A 16,952-nucleotide genomic window follows, 5' to 3' on the forward strand; every position below is an offset into this window, starting at 1 on the left:
AATGTTTTTTCAGGCAGATCTCTGATCTGTCTTTTCGTCATGCCGTTTTGCTGTAAGTATTAGCAGGAGTTTGTTCGCTTACATACAAACATACTCCTGCTTCTTTATCGTTTTCAGTTAGCTTAATGACATTACCCATACGGGGAGGTCATCCTTATATCTTGGCAAATTGCCTGAATACCTTTAGCAGTTCATTCCAATACGGCGGATAATCATTACTGCCGTTATATGAGCGCTTTCGGTTGTTTGTGAGATTAATATCTAGACTCCACTGTGTACCGTCAAGAATATCATTGTTAACATAATCCTTTTTCCATTCATTAAGGTACAATGGTCCATATAGCGTGTTTACGATATAATTCCACTTAGTAGAGGTTATCTCCGTTTCTACTGGTTGTTCGCTATATAGTATCTGTTCGACAGTTACAATAGCCCCTTTATCGTTCCTTTTGATGATAATATCTGTAAATCCCTGGAAGAATCCACCTACAGAGAATTTGATTGAAGTAACGATATTCCTGATATCATCAACAGTATCATTCTTCTTGGAAATAACGATAGGTGGTTTACCGAAGTCTTTTTTGCAGTCGTTGCATCTTCATGTCGAATTTGTACTGAACACAAGCCAGTTGATTTCAACGTCGCTGATACAACAACCGCCAAGCTCCCATTTACCTGAATCAAGTTTCATCTTCATCAGTTACAGTGTATTCTTTCATAGTATCAAACAGCCAGTCTCCCCATAACAGGTAGATACATTAATTTGAATAAAAGAACGATAAAAACAGAAGCACCGCCCGAAGGCGGCGCAGGTATATCACAAAGAAACAATGTCATTTATTGAGAAAAGTATAGCTTTACCGGAGATAATTACCTTATCTCCAATGCATTCACAGTAAAGGATACCGGTACGCTTAGACGCTTGAAATGCAGTTATGTCCGGTTTGTTCAGTCTCCTGCTCCAATAGGGAGCAATCATACAGTGTGTTGAACCAGTAACCGGATCCTCATTCATACCGTATCTTGGAGCAAATACCCGTGAAACGCAGTCATAGTCTCGACCTTTGGCAGTAACAGCAACACACGCTCCGTCCAGTTTTGAGATAAGTTCCATATCAGGTTTCAAGTCCCGAACTTCATCTTCATCACGCAGAACGAACAGTATATCCCGGTCTTTGTATGCTGCCAGAGGAATAGTTCCGAGAGCTTCGATCATCATGTCTGTTATCTCGATATGTTCCAGCTTATACGCAGGGAATTTCATCCTTATCAGATCATCTCTCTTATGAACAGTAAACTCACCGATCTGACCATAAAGGTTGAGAGTATCAGTATCAGGAGCATAGTAATTGAAGAGCACAAACGCAGTTGCCAGAGTAGCATGACCACAGAAATCAATCTCACTTTTGGGAGTAAACCAGCGTATATGATAGCGTTCATTCTCTTTTACAACAAACGCCGTCTCGGATAGGTTATTCTCAGTAGCGATACTTTGCATGATATCTTCACTTGGAAAGTTGTCAAGAACGCATACAGCAGCAGGATTCCCAGAGAATACCTTGTCAGTGAATGCGTCTACGATGTATTGTTTCATTCGCTCCTCCTGTCTCGTAAACTTCATTTGGTTAATTATACGTTAGTTACTTACGAGTATAATATCATATCGAAGCTGAAGTGTCAAGTACAAGTTTCAAGGTTATATTATAGCATAGTTAGAGAACAGCTCTCCCGGCACAAAGGCCGGGAGTTAAGCATGATATGCAAAGCTGTTCTGCTTAGGGAATAGGTCGGAAAGGGGGTATGATTTGGGATTAAAACGATTTATGTTCAATATTTGGGGTAATTGTGAGGATAGAAGACTCTAGTGAAGTCTTTGTTATTTTCGTTGGTTACTGTATTCTGATCACTTTCAGCTCCAGAGTTCTCAATATTCTGAGCATTAATTGTTGCAGGAACTTTCTTCTTTTCGATTACGAGTTCAACCGGTTTCTGTATGATATCAGCCATTCTCTGAGCCATAGTGAAGTTCAGTTTGTTATTGGGATAAAGCAACTTGCCAGTTTCCATATCCGTTGTCCCAACGAAACCATGTCCGTGAAAATTAGATTTTTCACGAGGCTTTTTGTGATTTCCTATCAAGATCAGATGAGATTCTTTAAGCGGATCCAATACCTGGTCGGTTATCTCCATAGAAGTTTCAGCATCTGGAGCAGTCTCCTTCAGATATGACATCACAAAGTGAATATACTCGTTCTTTCCTTCGTTACCGAAATATTCAGCCATGGTATCGAACTGCATCTTTGCTGTTTCGGGATTGTTTGGATCTACGCCATATCCTCTCAACCCGACACAGTCTTCTCCCTTGGATGGATATTCGGTTGCATTCTTTGAATACTCCTCGCCACCGTCAGCGTGAGTGATTACTTTGAGGATATCATAGTCTTTGCCCATAACTTTTTTTCCACCTCCTGAGCTTTCTGTATTGGTTCTATGGTTCCTTTTTTTACGCCTTCCATGCATAAGTTGATTATGGTTTGTGTCTTTGCCAGAATTACCGGTATATTCTTGTTTTCTTTCCCCTTGTTGCTTAACCTGCTAATTCCTTCTTTCGAGAATGTGGTATTGTTTTCCTTTGCAGTTTTCTCGATATCTGCAATTATGTCGTTAGGAATTCTAAACGTTTTCGGGGTTGTACCTTTGTTCATTTGTTTTAACCTCCAGTTAATTTAGATTCAAGAATGATGACATATTGTGTGTATACATGTGAATGATGATATGATGAATTGAGATAATGATCATGATAACTAGATACATGATGCCATACCTCTTCATTTCCCATTATAATCATTTTACTATATACTAGATAATACATACTAGTATTTCTATCTAGTATACTAGTATTCTAATAATACAGGTATATAAGCACGTTTGTCATACATTCTTACTAAGTAGTAAGTTTGTAATACAAAAAAATATCCTCCCGAATCATCGAGAGGATATTTGCATATTCAGAAAAACGATAACTGATTATCAATCCAACTGACTTGCTTCGCCTGATGAATTATTTCTCCTGACTGGAGATTACCAACAAGAAATGGGGAAGAAGGATCGTGTAGAGTCATGTTGCGTCTGACATTTTCTCTGTTGGAATTGGCATAACAGTAGCGACAGAGGTGAGCACAAGTCTCATACACTCCGATATCCGTGCCAAGGATGCAGCTACATTCCGAACGTATGGATTTCTTTTTGGGGATATTCAGCGAACAACCTACAGCAGTCTCAAATGTCTCTTGAGTCATGCAGCCGTTACAGTCAACACCGTATGGCGCCAGGTCGTTTCCCTCAGCACAGGCTTTGATCGTTATACCGTAACGCTGCCCAATCTCTGCGAAAGCCTTACCAATGGCGATACGCTCCTGCGGAGTTACTGCTTTTGCCTGCGGAAAGTTGCGCAGAACCTTCTCATACAGGTCAATGAAGCTGATAACACATACTCTTGTAAAACCAGAAAGTGTATGACACATATTCTGAAAGTCAGATATATGGCGTTCAACGGTATATGTGCTGTCAATAAATATCGGATCATACCTCCACCCGACGCGGTTTACGCCTAGAGCTTCAGACAGTGTTATAAAATCTTGCATTACTTGTTCTTTCGGAGGCACATTGGGCTCGATGTCCTTTCCGTAGGGAGTTATAGTCACAAACCAGTATTGATTAAAGCACTTAAGCTCGTCAATGTATTTAAGCATCGGAGCAGGGTTCTTAGTGCAGAAAGATATACAGTCCACAACATCAGGATTAAGCTCATAACGAGTTATCCAGTCCTGACGATACGGATTTCGTACAAGTACAAAGCCTTCGCGTATCCTGTTCATAAACCATTCAGAGTAAAATGCAGGGATATCTGTTCTCATTCCTGTGTTTAATATCATAATTCATCCTAACCTTCTGGCATCAAATGTATATTTGCCGTCCTTTAGTTAAATTTTGATGTGCCGCTCTATAAGAACGATTATATCATAAAAGGTATATTCTTTCAATAGACACTCCTACAAATCTTAAACAGAAGCTACATGAAACATCTTGAGAAGTGATTGGTTGCCGCCTAAGGGCGGTTACATATTTTCTTCAATTTGTACGACAATGGAGGTTGCCTGCTTTCAATGAGCCATTGCTTCACAATATGAAATTACCAAAACGAAGTCCCCGCAAATTGCGGGGACTCTTGTTGTTATGATTGTTAAATGTAATACGCATATAGGGCGATTACGGATTTTGGAAGATAGTCAGAATCAAAAGTATTGAAATATGGCGGTTTTTGATACTTTTGAATGGTGCTAATGTACGAAATCCGTAATCGATGTGGTATGTGATTGAATAATGGACACGATATTCACTCTATCAAGTTGATTGAGAATTGTACGAAAAAGAACATGAATTTACTATTGTTACTGCGATGATGCTTTCCTAAGAATTTTACTAAAAGCAACCAATGATTGTCTCAGAGAGAGATAAGGACTGTACCCTCTGTCCAGACAGTATTCAAATTCGTTTTCAAAATTCTCTTTTTTGCTTACATCAGTCTGTTTATTGAATTTGTCAATTTCTTCCTTGTTAGTGGTATAGAAAGAGATGAATAGTTTATTTGCTTCCTTTAGAATGTCATCTTTTTTGTTTTCCTCATTAGCTTCCTTTTCCTGGGTTATTGTTAGCTCATCTTTCATTTCCTCATTAGCTTCCTTTTCCTGGGTTATTGTTAGCTCATCTTTCTTTTCCTCATTAGCTTCCTTTTCCTGGATTGATGTTAGCTCCTCGATCTTCTCAAGAAGTTGATTGAAGTTTTTACCCTTGTAAGATTCAACATTCTCTATTGCAATTTGTCCGTCCAATCTATCACTGAATCCGGATATCCACAATGAAATGAGATATTTGTAAATGATTTCCTTTGAACTTACCTTGATTTTATGTTTTTTGAGGAATTGCATAAACCGCTCAAAGCCCTTGGAGAAAGCTTCTGGTATGTAGTTAACATCATCAAAAAATCTCTTGTAGTCAATATCAATTAACTTTTTGATCAGTATTACAACCTGTTCAATAGGAGTTAAAACTAGTTTCCTTTCTGCAGTGTACATTTTAGAAATGTATTCTATTTGTACGTAAGTCTCAAGTTTGTTATAGACAGCCTTTCCCAAGTCCTCTAGATTGTTGATGATGACAGGGTCTTTCTTATTTTGTATGATACGTTCGAATGTAGTAAGATATGGCTCTTTAACGAGTCTTTCTTTGTCTTTTTCACTTGCTTTTTTGAGATCATCCTCTATATCTTTTTTGCGGAAAGCGATGCATACGAACTTCGGAACATATTTCACATTGTCAAGTCTATTAACTATCTTTTGACCTTCTGATAGATCTATTATCTCAACTGGGATATACCTTTGTATGGGATGATACTTAATAGGCAAGTCTTTTCTTCTATACAGTTCATAAGACATGTAATAGTTCTCATCATTGTAAATGAAAGAGGTTCTCCTATCTGAAGGACGCATATGAACACACCTATCAATATCTTCATGATAAATGGATTTATTCAAATCGTAGAAGTTTTCTACCAACATGATACTGTCGCAGTCATTTGGTTTAACCCCTTTATATGTGATAAACTCCGCATCAGACCAATGTGTGTTTTTGTAGATGAGCTCGTATATATCCAGAGTATTCGCTTCATCGCGGAGCTTATCAAGTGCTTTTCGATACTTTACTTCGAATAAATCATTGATTGTTTCTGTATCCTCAGATTGATAGTTGTAAAATAGAACGTTCAGCAGCTGCTTAATATACCTATATATCATACGGGAGAAAAGGGACTTTTCTGTTTGGCTATGAAATACATAATTGAGATGAATGTCATACATCTTAAAAAAATCTACCGCATTTGCTATAGCTTTATCACGACTGAATTCTATTGGTGTTTTACTAGTGCCTTTGTACATGAATACACATTCTTTATCGACAAAGGTTGCTATAAACAAGTCTTCATATTTTTTGGAGTCGGTTGCTTTGAAGGAACAATCTTTGAGAGGAGTTCCTTTGCCGAGTATAACTGTTGTAGGTGTTTTTTCATCCATCCCTTTGTCACATTTGATTGTGGTTATTTGGAAAACATCATTAATCAGTTCTTTGAAATAATCACGTCGAATGTCTTTGACTTTTTTGTCTTCTCCGTTTTTCATAGTATTGTTCACCTCAACATCTGATAGCAAGTTTTGAGTTTACAGGATTTTGGGAAAATTTCCCAAAACGAGAAAACTAGTAATATCGAGAGTATAATCAGTATTAGCATAGCTAGGTACCCGATGCTAATATATTAAACAAATGCAGGGACTCATGTGTGAAAAGCAAGGTTTAGGTACCGCTCTATACTATTATAGTATAGGAAGCGAACATTTGCAATAGGAATGAGAAACATTCTTCTTCACGACTCTGTCTCTGTGAAATACAGGAGGAAATTACTATGGAAAAATCAAAAAAGTTCAATATGATTAAGAATGACATTATTTTGCTTAAGAAGAAAGTTGCTCCCCAGATTGAACTGAAAAAACATTTTGGCAAAAAAATTATCAAAAGCATTCCGTCTGCAGTTTTAAGGGCGCATTATGAGTGCATTTACGCCTCTCATGATCCGCTGATATTGGATCCTTTACTTTTCTATATTCCTGCATTTGCAGCAGACCCTTACACTGCTGCAGATCTTTTGGTCGAGGCTATAAGGGATTATGATTTTAATGACGAAAAATGTTCCTATCTCGATCAAGAATCGCTTGATGAATTTTACAAAAATCTCAAAGCAACTTTTGGCGTCGAATAGTGTCAAGTACAAATCAAGAGAATTTACATGTACTTTCAACGGGGCTTTATGCCCCGTTCGAAGAATAAAACTCAACTAAAAAACATTTTGGATTTTACTAAGGATAGGTTTGCATAAGAATCGTTTTTCAGTTTCTCTAGAATTCTTTAAGAAAATGGGAAAAAAAGAATTGGATTTTTGACCAAGACCGTTCCTTTCGGAATTTTTTAATAGTTTTTTGAGATGATGATTAAAATATTTAAGGAGTGAAGATTATGCATGTACTCAACAACAATGGGCTTTTGGCTGGAATGGGGCAGTTCAACACTATACCCGTGAACAACTTGCTCGGACAGAATAACACTTATATTTCTCCGCTGTCGTCATACGGATACGCATATGGCGAACCGTATAGCGGAAATGCTTCTCCTGCTCCGGATGTCACTATCAATCAAACGTCATACAAATTGGATGGTTTTGATAGATGGTGCTTGGAGATAGCGAACAATAAGGGCAAAGTAAAATCAGAGCCTATCACAGGCGGATTTAATATTATCTGCCAGTACAAGAATAAGGACCCGGATGGGGAGCTTCGGTTTGTAATATTACAATATCAAGTTAAAGATAAGATTTTCACAACCATGATCCCTCAAGACGATTATATCAAGGACTCATTCCACAAGTACCTCAAGGAGATTTTTAAATATCCTGGTTGTACTAAGAGTAAATTTAACAATCTTATATCCTTTCTTCTTCAAACAGTTACGACGCAGGATATCTTAATGTTTCCGCATCAGGGCTGGAATGCTACTGAAAATGGAGAGTTGATTTTTGCATTCAATACGGCGCATCTGTACATACCTCACTTCTTATTAGCACCGAGTGTTCAACGCAGAAAGCTAGCACCTCTTCTTCATTCTACTCAGGAGATTTGCCAAAATTGGCTCAATATCTACGCTAATAATTCTTCGCTTCAGTTCATCGGATTATATCGTATAGGAAGCCTCTTCCAGCGTTTATTCATTGAATCCGGGCTTGATATCAAGCAGTTCCTTATTGCAGAACCGTCAGAAGGACTTACCAAGGATAAACTGAAGGCAATGCTCGCAACAAATGATATCGATAATTTCCCGATACCGACTCTTAGTTCTAGCGAGGATAAGATCGAAGCAGAGCGGGATTTAACTTATGACGGTATAGCTTTGTATATCGATGATTGTTTCGTTGACGATGAGAAGAAAATGACCTCCGGTATAAAGAGTATTATAAAATCAGTCCGAAAAGATGCTATAAACTACGATAAAGGGAATGGGCTGACGGCAGTTATATCACAAAATGCTGCGTATATTGCGACAAGACTCGCGTGTGAAAACGTTGTCGTTATCAATACTGACGGTATCAGAGTCGAAGCTGCACCTGACGAAATAAAAGCGGTGAACAGTGAGATGGACGCTCTGATAGTATTAACGATATCTTCTCACTTAGCAGAAATTAAGTCTTTTATTGGGTCTGTTATTTCAAATTGTCGTAAGAATATGCCTGAAAGAATACAAGGTGAAAGCCTTGACACAATTACAATGCTTATTATTGTTAATAATTTTTTTAGACAGTTTCTTGGATTCAACATGCTTAATGAAGAATCTTTAGAAGTTCTCATCCAGACTGTTGACTGCAAGAGCGACCGTATAATGGATTCATGCAACGCAATTGAGTGCGACTTCTCCAGGATACTCAGCAAGATGATTCGCTCTCAATCAATACGTCCGGTTATAAAGTGTCGTAACATGACGTTTGATAATGACGGTAAATCCTTTATTGTCGATGGTAACTGTATTTATATACCAAACGAGATCGTCGAAGCAGTTCTTTCTCAGATGACAACAACGCACAATCTCGACAATCTGATGAGAGCTCTCAATCAGACTAAAGCACTTGAAAGTAAGGACGGGAATACTCACCCTGTAAAGCTTCACACAAGCAGCGGAGAGTTTCAGCGCCTGTATCTTTACAACATCTCCGCAGAAATACTTGATGCTGATGTTTTGTATAAGATTAACAACCCTGAAAGCGAATCGTTTCTGCTCTGTAAAGATGAAATACCTCAAGAAGATTTCCTAACTATCCTCAACGATGGCAACGGTCGCGTTGCAGGAAAGCAGATATGTTATAGGGATGAGGAAAACGGGCATTTCTACATAACAGGCCAAAGTGGTTGGGGCAAATCATACTTACTGGCACAGCTCCTAGCTAAATGTTTTATGCTCGGACATCGTGTAGTCGTGTTCGACAGCTCTGATTCCTTCTCGTATAAAGCGCTCTGTCGCAATCTGTCAAAGAGTTTTGTTGATAATTACGTAACTATTTACGACCTTGACAAAGAGGGAATACCTATCAATCTCTTCGAAATAGATTACAATGCCAGTCTTCCTACGAAGAAAAAAACACTACTCGGAATATTGCAGGCGGGTATTGGCGAGCTTAGTCCTCCGCAGTCCAACGCACTTCGTATGATATTGTCAGAAGTCATAACTGAGCTTGGCAACAACGGAAGAATCACATGTGATTTGATTATTAACAAGCTCAACGGTATCAACAAAGAGCTTTTCACACCTAAAAACGTGAAAGACTATCTTGAACCTCTTTTGAATGAGTTGGAAGCGTGCGGTTATAATCCTTCCGAACTCGAGAAGTGTGACAGAAATACTTTAAATTTTATTCTCCGTCGTCTTAATGGTGGTGGTAAGAATGGCGGAGATGCTACTTTGGGTAGCCTCCTCAATCGCATTGAACCACTGTTTGAGGATATCGAATCATGTGGCATGGCTGACAGAACGTGGAACCGTTTTCTTGCTATCTCGAAGAAGATAACAATCATTCGTACGGACTCGGCGTATACCGAATCAGGCAATCAGCTTATTGATATGATGCTGGCAACTCTTTACAACTACCAGCACGACAACCCGCAGATTGCTCTGGATGTTTTTATCGACGAGCTTCAAAATCAGAATTTTTCGAAGACAAGTCCTATTCGAAAGGTCATGAAAGAGGGTCGAAAAAGTCATATGTCCTTCTTTGGAGCAACACAGGATTATTACGCACATAACACTGACCTTGGTTCAGTAATGGGGAAGGCTGGCACATTGATTTTTCTTCGCCCAACACCGAACTCTGCAATCGCAATTGCATCAGAGCTTCATTTTAATAAGGCTGCTATGCAACGCTTCGATAGTATGGAACGTGGAGATATCATCGTTAAGAGCAATCTCTTCAGCAAGAACTACAGACGTAACGTTCCGACTGTACTTAGTGGGCACGTTGACGACTACCCGAAGATACCAGATAACTACTACGGCAACGTATTATGATAGGTGTCCTCTTTAGATAAGTTTACGTTGCACATGAATTACACCTATATTGACTCTTATCATCAATAAGAGTATTGCATAATATATGGACACAACTAAAAAAGAATAAATGGGGCGGCCTTGTGCCGCTCCTCTCAAAAAAGAGGTGTTAAAATGAAAATTGAAAGTTTTGACGATTATATTACATGCAATATCTTGCTATCTTCTGGCAATAAGTTTGATATTCAAGCGGCATATAAAGAATTCTATCAGAAAGATCTTGATAGGGGGCTTGAGGAACAGCGTAAATTTCTTAAGGAAGAATTAACAGCTGAGCTTGAACCGAAAATACGTAATGAGATCCAGCAGGAGGTAATCCTTGACTGCATTTCTGAGCTTCGTTCAGAGCAAAGATTTTTAAAGTCTCTGACAGAAAATTTAATGCATTCTTCCGAAGCCCAGAATAGTATGGAGATAAAAAACAAGGTTAATATCCCAATATACGACCGCTTATGGTATGCAATACGCAAGTGGCAGAGGGCTACAGGTACTACAGCTTCTGAGCTGGCAAGGATACTCGGAATAAGCGAGCGTACATTGCGTGACTACGACAAATCTGCTCGTACGATGACTTTAGAAAAGTTAACAAATTTTATCAACTACACAAATGGATCTATCGAAATTAAGTTCTGATAGTTCTTGTGATAAAAAATACTGTAAGCAGAGGAGGTGAAGATAATGGCTAAGAAAGCAACTCGCATAACGCTGTATCGCAGAATCTGGTGTAAAATAAGGTATTGGCAGCAGCTCAAGGAAGTTTCTGATGCAGAACTTGCTTCGTACTTGCAGATAGGGGAGAGAACGCTTCACGAGTATGACAAGTCCGCAGAAAATGTAACACTCGGTCGTGTTGACAACTTGCTTTATGTTACAGGCATGGAGCTTGACGATCTCATGGCACTCTAAAAAACTTCTTTACAAAAGTTGCGAAAGGCTGTATAATATTATTAGAACAGCCTTTCGTTTTCTTATGAAAGGAATTTGAAAATGAAGGCAACACAATTACCTTCAGGATCATATAGGGTACAGGTAGTAGCTGGAAGAGATGAAACAGGCAAACGTATTGTACGGTCGTTTACAGGTGATACAGCTGATGATGCTATTTTTGAGGCGTTAAAATTCAAGAATAGTATCGGTGCATGTGCTAATGCTAAAACAATGACCGTGGGTCAGGCGTTTACCCAGTACATAACAGCTCGCGATAATGTCTTATCTCCGGCAACTATTCGCGGTTATAATATAATTAAGAATACACGTCTCCAGAGCATTATGATGACTGAAATACATGCACTTACTATCAACGATGTTCAGTTCGCTGTAAATCAGGATGCTGCAAGACTTAGCCATAAGTCTATAAAGGAATCCGTTGCGCTTCTTAAAAGCGTTCTCGGAGTACAGGGCGTTGAGCTTAATACTAAGCGCATTGCACTGCCTCCAAAGAAGAAAAAGAATATCGTTATTCCCGAAGCCAGTGAAGTCATCAAGCTTATTATAGGTACTGACATCGAGCTTCCGTGCTTGCTGGCTATGTGGCTCTCTCTTAGAGTCAGCGAGGTAAGAGGACTACAGTTCAGGGACATTTCTCCCGATGGGAAGACAATCTCTATCGAAAGAGCGAGGATCTATTTTGACGGCAGTGATATCCTCAGGGACTGTAACAAGACTTATGAAAGTACACGTACAAACCTGTTGCCACCTTATATATATGACCTGATAAAGAAAGTTCCCCACAAGGAACCAACAGACTTTATAGTGAATATGAGCTATCAGACTATTAATGGTCACTTTCGGAAGATCATGGAGAAGTCTGGTTATAATATAACCTTCCACAAGCTTCGCCATGAGTTCGCTACCACTCTTAACGATCTCGGTATTCCCAGCAACTATATCCAGAAGCTTGGAGGATGGTCGACAGACAACATTATGAAGTCGGTATACACTCACACAACGTTCTCGAAGGAGAATGAGTGTCAGAATAAGATCAATGATTTCTTCATGTCAGCCATAGAATCGGCGGCTAATAATGAAGATGAGAAAGCAGTTGAAACTGCATGAAAAAAAGTCACACGCCGTCACACGGCATTTCAAAAGTGGCTAAATATAGGCTTTTGCGGGCGATTTATAGAAGTTCGAATCCCTCTCTGTCCGCTCAAATAATGAGTTGGAAAAATGGCTGTATCGCGTAAAATAGCGAGATTCAGCCATTTTTCTTTTTTTAATTGAATAGAAGATGATTTCTATAAACAGAAGAAAAATTCACGTAAAATAGGCATTTTTCAGACCTATTCCATACGCTATTCCATACGGCTTTAATAGTGGAGAGTATAGTAAGTATTTGTCGATTTTACGTATCTATATATTTTATTTCCAAATTAATTATCGTTAGTATATTACGCTATATAGGCAAATAACTGCCGTTTGAAACACCGAGTTCCATACATTTAGATGATGTATACAACCATGTGTTGCTAATGCAACAATTTATTCTTTATGATATTATATCAGCCGCTCATTGGGTGGCTGGACTCATATTCTATGCAGTAATGAATTCATTTGGGAATCTATGATACTTTATTCCAAATATGCTTGAAAACTCTTGTTTCCTTGACTTTCTATGCTGCAGCAGTGTATAATATGAGTAAATAGTAGGTAACTTTGATAAGCATTAATTCATCGAAAGAAGATGATAGTTTGGAATATGAAATTTTTAACACGAGTGAGACGCATAAAGATAATTGTTACAGAGATGGTATCGAAGAAATAATCAAGGAAAAACAGATTGATCGAAACCGCTTTCATGAGTTTTCAAAGCTGAATTATGTTGATATACTCAAAAAGTTCTATTTTTCTTTTTCAGACATCAAAAATTTTCCTGCTAATCCAAGGTCATTAAAAATTAACAGGATGCATTTTCGTTCTGACCTAAAAGAAGAAGGGATAGATTGTATTTTAAGGACAAATAACTGGTGTGAATACATGAGTGCGATAGAATCAGCAATACCTGATAATGAAACCAAGCTTTTTTTAATTTTATCTGATGGATGGGTATATGAGGGAGAAATCGATGAAATGTTTGTTGTTCTGAATGATATGTGGTATCTTGGTGATTTTTATATCGTTTCTTCAAAATTCAACTGGTTTATAGCTGTCAGTCATATAGAAGAAAATGCCATTATGTATAGCCGATAGTTTAACAAAGGCAGGAGAATAAGGGAGTATTATTATGTAGAGCGAGTTTCAGTTCAATGAACCATATATCGGAGATGATATTACAGAGATCAGTGATGTCAAATTACCTCGAAGCTATATTGATTTTATGCGAAAACATAATGGCGGCGAAGGAAGTATCGAGGAAACTTGGTTATCATTATATCGCATTGAAGAATTGCAACAAATAAACGATGAATATGAAATTAAGAAATATTTACCAGAACACATAGTTATTGGTTCTGATGGCGGAGATGAATTTTGCGGTATAGATTCTAACGGAATGTTCTTTAACGTTCCGTCATTGTTTGACAAACAGGATATAACTTATCTTTGCAATGATATGGAAACATTTGCAGAGAAGGTAAATGAATTTTGGAAAAATCTATAGTTGTATAAAGCTTTATTCAGCTTAGTACCGTGGTATAGCCAAAACTAATGAAAAAAAGATACATAGAGTCTCCGTGAGGGGACTTCTTCGTTCATATATGTAATCTTGACTTTGGGTGATAGTGCAGTGTATAATATAGATAGTAAGCAGGTTAATATTATAAACACGGGATTTATCAGCTATCTGCTAAAGGAAGGATGCGGTAGTGACTATGATCGAGATTTCCTATCTACAGATGTTTATTTTTATAACACTCATTTGGATACTTGTGCGATTCATAATTGCGATCAGATTCAAGAAGCTTTCGGTAAAACGCGAACTTCAGATGCTTCTTGTATACATATGCCTTGTAGTTATTGCAAGATTTGTATACTTCCCGTTACATTTTGTTGACGGGAAAATAGGTACTCTAACGATTGGATTTTCAACTACATTGTCTGACATGATTAGTTTAATCCCGTTCTTTTTTCTCTTTGACAGATATGATGGATGGCTTATCAATATTATAGGGAACATAGCAATGTTTATACCTGTAGGAATAGTATGGCCTATCTGTTTTAGAAAGCTTGATAGTATCAAAAAAACTGTGTTTGCCGGTATCTTTTTTATTATCTTTATTGAGCTTTCCCAGTTGTTATGTACAGAAAGGCATACAGATATTGATGACGTGATACTAAATACAAGCGGTGTTTTGATCGGAGCGTGTATTTTATTTGCTATACGAAAAAGTCGTAATGATGTGTCTTAGTGTAAAATATCTGAATGAGTGATATAATGTAAAGGGGGGAATCATATTTACGGTGAAATATAGCCTTTTGTGAATTGTGTTATGATTTCCACACTATCCACGGTACAGGCTGCAATAAGCGAAAGCAAGTAATTCGTAAATACACACAAATTGGCTATTTTACGTTGAATCTGGACGATGCTAAAGAATACCTTTACGCGAAGTCCACAAAGCGTAGGATACTAAGCTGGCGTGATATTCACGTTAATGTGTTTATCTGAATAAAAACAACGAGTCCTCACAGTTTCGGCTGTGAGGACTTTTTTGTTCTTGAGTAATCTTTTTGCGCAAAAACGGTAATGTTTTAGAAAAACAAATGTAAGCGTCAAATAAAGGACGTATTCCTCCTATGTCTAATTTAGTCCAGTTTACTCCATAGACTATTTTAGCTTATCTAATTTAGTCTATGGAGCTGCTTAGACTTTATTATACACCAGATTCCTTTTGGGAGGAATACGTCCTTTATTTGACGCTTACTAAATTTCTTACTCCACTAACATCTCAGCTTTTTCAACGCATTTTTCAAATCAAAGCAAAAAACAGTCACATGTTGATGTGACTGTTTTTATTTTGCGCTTAAAAACATCAGGAATTCAGCTCCTATGTTTCATTTTTATTCAGTATATATTATTTCTTGTAGCGAATAAAGATATCATCTGTTTTACCACCGCAGCCTTTGTTTACGTCTGCAATCTCCCTGCTATTCTTCCATGTTACGGTACTCCAATCACGCCCCTTTGCTTTTGAAATAGAACTGCAATCAACGTCAAGGCGGCGAATAGGAGCATATTTTTTATCTTTAGTGGTAAGCAGATAAATATATTTACCTCCTCCGTTATGATTAAGATCCTCTGCATGGCGGCTATACGATGCCCTAATGCCGTCAGGCGCCAAAACATTACAAGTCATTGGTTTCAGCTCCTTATCATCGTATTCACACAGAATATTTGTAACAGCATTTGCCTTACCGCCTAATTTATAGCAAAGATAAATATAATCCGTATCAGAACCACATCCTTTATTTAGGTCAGCATCAATCAGATAATAACCTCTAGGGCACTTTTCTTTGGCTCTATTCGGTTTACTGTCATAAACGACCACAATATCATTTATATATGAATCATTTGCAGCAAGTGCTCCGTCAATTTCAGCAACCTTTGAATCATAGTACTTCATCAGTTCGCTTCTTCGTGCTGTATTTGTAGTTAATTCCCATACAGGAACAAATGCTCCATTTTCTGGAATACCACAAAATACACTATTAGACTTATTAAACGAAGAAAGCCAGTTTTTATAAGCTGAAGGGAAACTGTCCATCGATGTGGTGTCAAAAGCTGTTCCACCAATAGAAGAAGCATGAAAATTCGAACGGGACGACATATTTTTCACAAAATTACTCCATTCTGTACTAGTGCTTACTTTAGCAATATCCTTGAAGCCTGCTTCAGCCTTAGTTTTAATTTCTGATGTTTCCTCATCTGTATTCTTAAGAGTTGACAGACTGACATCAGCACGTCCGCCATAGTATGCGCCAACGATAAGATGAGTTCCGTATCTTTCAAATAACGTAGCCGGCGACAATGACGAGTTAAGATCTGCAGAAAACTCAGAATCCAGATTCTGGATATAATTACTTAGCTTTGAACGCTCGCGATATATAGTAGTCAGTGCATAGATCTTGGTGTAAGCTCTTTCCTCAGTGCTATTTTTAGAATTTGAATACTCAGCTGTAAATCCTGCCTTAAATCCACAGAACGAAGCGTCTGCAGATGTTTTAAGAGAAAATCTCTCAGACAAATCTGTGAGTGATTCTTCTACAGCGCACTTAAAGTCGGTAGACGGTATTGACACTTCGTCAATGTTGCTTTCTGTTCTGCCGCTTGCATTGAGTATTGGATGAACACGGGGAACGTCTCTTATTCCTGGGTATTTAGCAGTCAATGCATTGATTCCATATCCGATTACTGTGTTAGTCTTTTCGGCAGGTGTTGGTGTTGTAGGTCTTGTTCGACGATTACCTGTTCTTACAGTTCTTGCAGTAGCATGTGCAAGGCCCTTTAATGCTGTTGATGACATTTTTTCCATAACAATCTCTCCTTTAAAAATAATAATTATTTGATTTATATATTCTGTCTGTAGGAATACCGTTCGGCGCCTGAACTTTTCCTTACCTCTGTGGTATGGTCTTATTATAACAAGTTCTTAAGACTCTGAAAAGATGTCATTTGTCACTTTCTCAGTGACATTTGTCACTAAAAAAATGACATATGTAATATCAGTAGCAATGATTGGTCCAACAAATCAAATATGCTGTTA

14 protein-coding genes are annotated in these 16,952 nt (G+C 38.0%); 8 read left to right on the top strand and 6 right to left on the bottom strand.

The window, feature by feature from the left end; all coding sequences use genetic code 11:
• Positions 1–817 precede the first annotated feature (817 nt).
• The 5 genes from K5677_RS04555 to K5677_RS04575 form a co-directional block, all read right to left on the bottom strand.
• Positions 818–1,594, bottom strand: a complete 777-nt coding sequence (locus tag K5677_RS04555) for a PhzF family phenazine biosynthesis isomerase (RefSeq protein WP_296725201.1) — start codon at positions 1,592–1,594, stop codon at positions 818–820.
• A gap of 233 nt (positions 1,595–1,827) precedes the next feature.
• Complete coding sequence (locus K5677_RS04560; RefSeq protein WP_296725203.1) at positions 1,828–2,451, bottom strand: relaxase/mobilization nuclease domain-containing protein; 624 nt, start codon at positions 2,449–2,451, stop codon at positions 1,828–1,830.
• Positions 2,421–2,705 carry a hypothetical protein gene (locus K5677_RS04565; protein WP_296725204.1) on the bottom strand — a complete coding sequence of 95 codons (285 nt, stop codon included), beginning with the start codon at positions 2,703–2,705 and terminating at the stop codon, positions 2,421–2,423. Before K5677_RS04565 ends, K5677_RS04560 begins: the two co-directional genes overlap by 31 nt.
• A gap of 303 nt (positions 2,706–3,008) precedes the next feature.
• Positions 3,009–3,935: a DUF1848 domain-containing protein gene (locus K5677_RS04570; protein ID WP_296725207.1), complete on the bottom strand. Its 927-nt coding sequence runs from the start codon at positions 3,933–3,935 to the stop codon at positions 3,009–3,011.
• Positions 3,936–4,451: 516 nt separating this feature from the next.
• Positions 4,452–6,233, bottom strand: coding sequence for a hypothetical protein (locus tag K5677_RS04575; RefSeq protein ID WP_296725208.1), 1,782 nt, complete (start codon positions 6,231–6,233; stop codon positions 4,452–4,454).
• 281 nt (positions 6,234–6,514) lie between these two features.
• Between K5677_RS04575 and K5677_RS04580 the strand changes: the two genes are divergently transcribed.
• The 8 genes from K5677_RS04580 to K5677_RS04615 all read left to right on the top strand — a co-directional run bounded on the left by K5677_RS04580 (position 6,515) and on the right by K5677_RS04615 (position 14,597).
• The gene (locus K5677_RS04580; protein WP_296725211.1) at positions 6,515–6,868 is read left to right on the top strand and encodes a hypothetical protein; all 354 of its coding nucleotides are present in this window, start codon (positions 6,515–6,517) and stop codon (positions 6,866–6,868) included.
• Between the two features lie 254 nt (positions 6,869–7,122).
• Positions 7,123–10,212, top strand: a complete 3,090-nt coding sequence (locus tag K5677_RS04585) for a DUF87 domain-containing protein (protein ID WP_296725213.1) — start codon at positions 7,123–7,125, stop codon at positions 10,210–10,212.
• A 153-nt stretch (positions 10,213–10,365) separates the two neighbouring features.
• Positions 10,366–10,884 carry a hypothetical protein gene (locus K5677_RS04590; protein WP_296725215.1) on the top strand — a complete coding sequence of 173 codons (519 nt, stop codon included), beginning with the start codon at positions 10,366–10,368 and terminating at the stop codon, positions 10,882–10,884.
• Between the two features lie 45 nt (positions 10,885–10,929).
• Positions 10,930–11,157, top strand: a complete 228-nt coding sequence (locus tag K5677_RS04595; protein WP_296725219.1) for a hypothetical protein — start codon at positions 10,930–10,932, stop codon at positions 11,155–11,157.
• Positions 11,158–11,523: 366 nt separating this feature from the next.
• Positions 11,524–12,306 (top strand): site-specific integrase, encoded by a 783-nt coding sequence (locus K5677_RS04600; RefSeq protein ID WP_296725222.1) that lies wholly within the window; start codon positions 11,524–11,526, stop codon positions 12,304–12,306.
• Positions 12,307–12,942: 636 nt separating this feature from the next.
• Positions 12,943–13,440, top strand: coding sequence for a DUF6756 family protein (locus K5677_RS04605; protein WP_296725224.1), 498 nt, complete (start codon positions 12,943–12,945; stop codon positions 13,438–13,440).
• An 88-nt stretch (positions 13,441–13,528) separates the two neighbouring features.
• Positions 13,529–13,849: an SMI1/KNR4 family protein gene (locus K5677_RS04610; protein WP_296725239.1), complete on the top strand. Its 321-nt coding sequence runs from the start codon at positions 13,529–13,531 to the stop codon at positions 13,847–13,849.
• Positions 13,850–14,174: 325 nt separating this feature from the next.
• Positions 14,175–14,597 carry a VanZ family protein gene (locus K5677_RS04615; protein WP_296725241.1) on the top strand — a complete coding sequence of 141 codons (423 nt, stop codon included), beginning with the start codon at positions 14,175–14,177 and terminating at the stop codon, positions 14,595–14,597.
• A gap of 666 nt (positions 14,598–15,263) precedes the next feature.
• Here K5677_RS04615 and K5677_RS04620 read toward each other — a convergent pair.
• Positions 15,264–16,721 carry an MAC/perforin domain-containing protein gene (locus K5677_RS04620; protein WP_296725227.1) on the bottom strand — a complete coding sequence of 486 codons (1,458 nt, stop codon included), beginning with the start codon at positions 16,719–16,721 and terminating at the stop codon, positions 15,264–15,266.
• Positions 16,722–16,952: the final 231 nt, after the last annotated feature.

It is taken from the genome of Ruminococcus sp. (genome assembly GCF_024684275.1).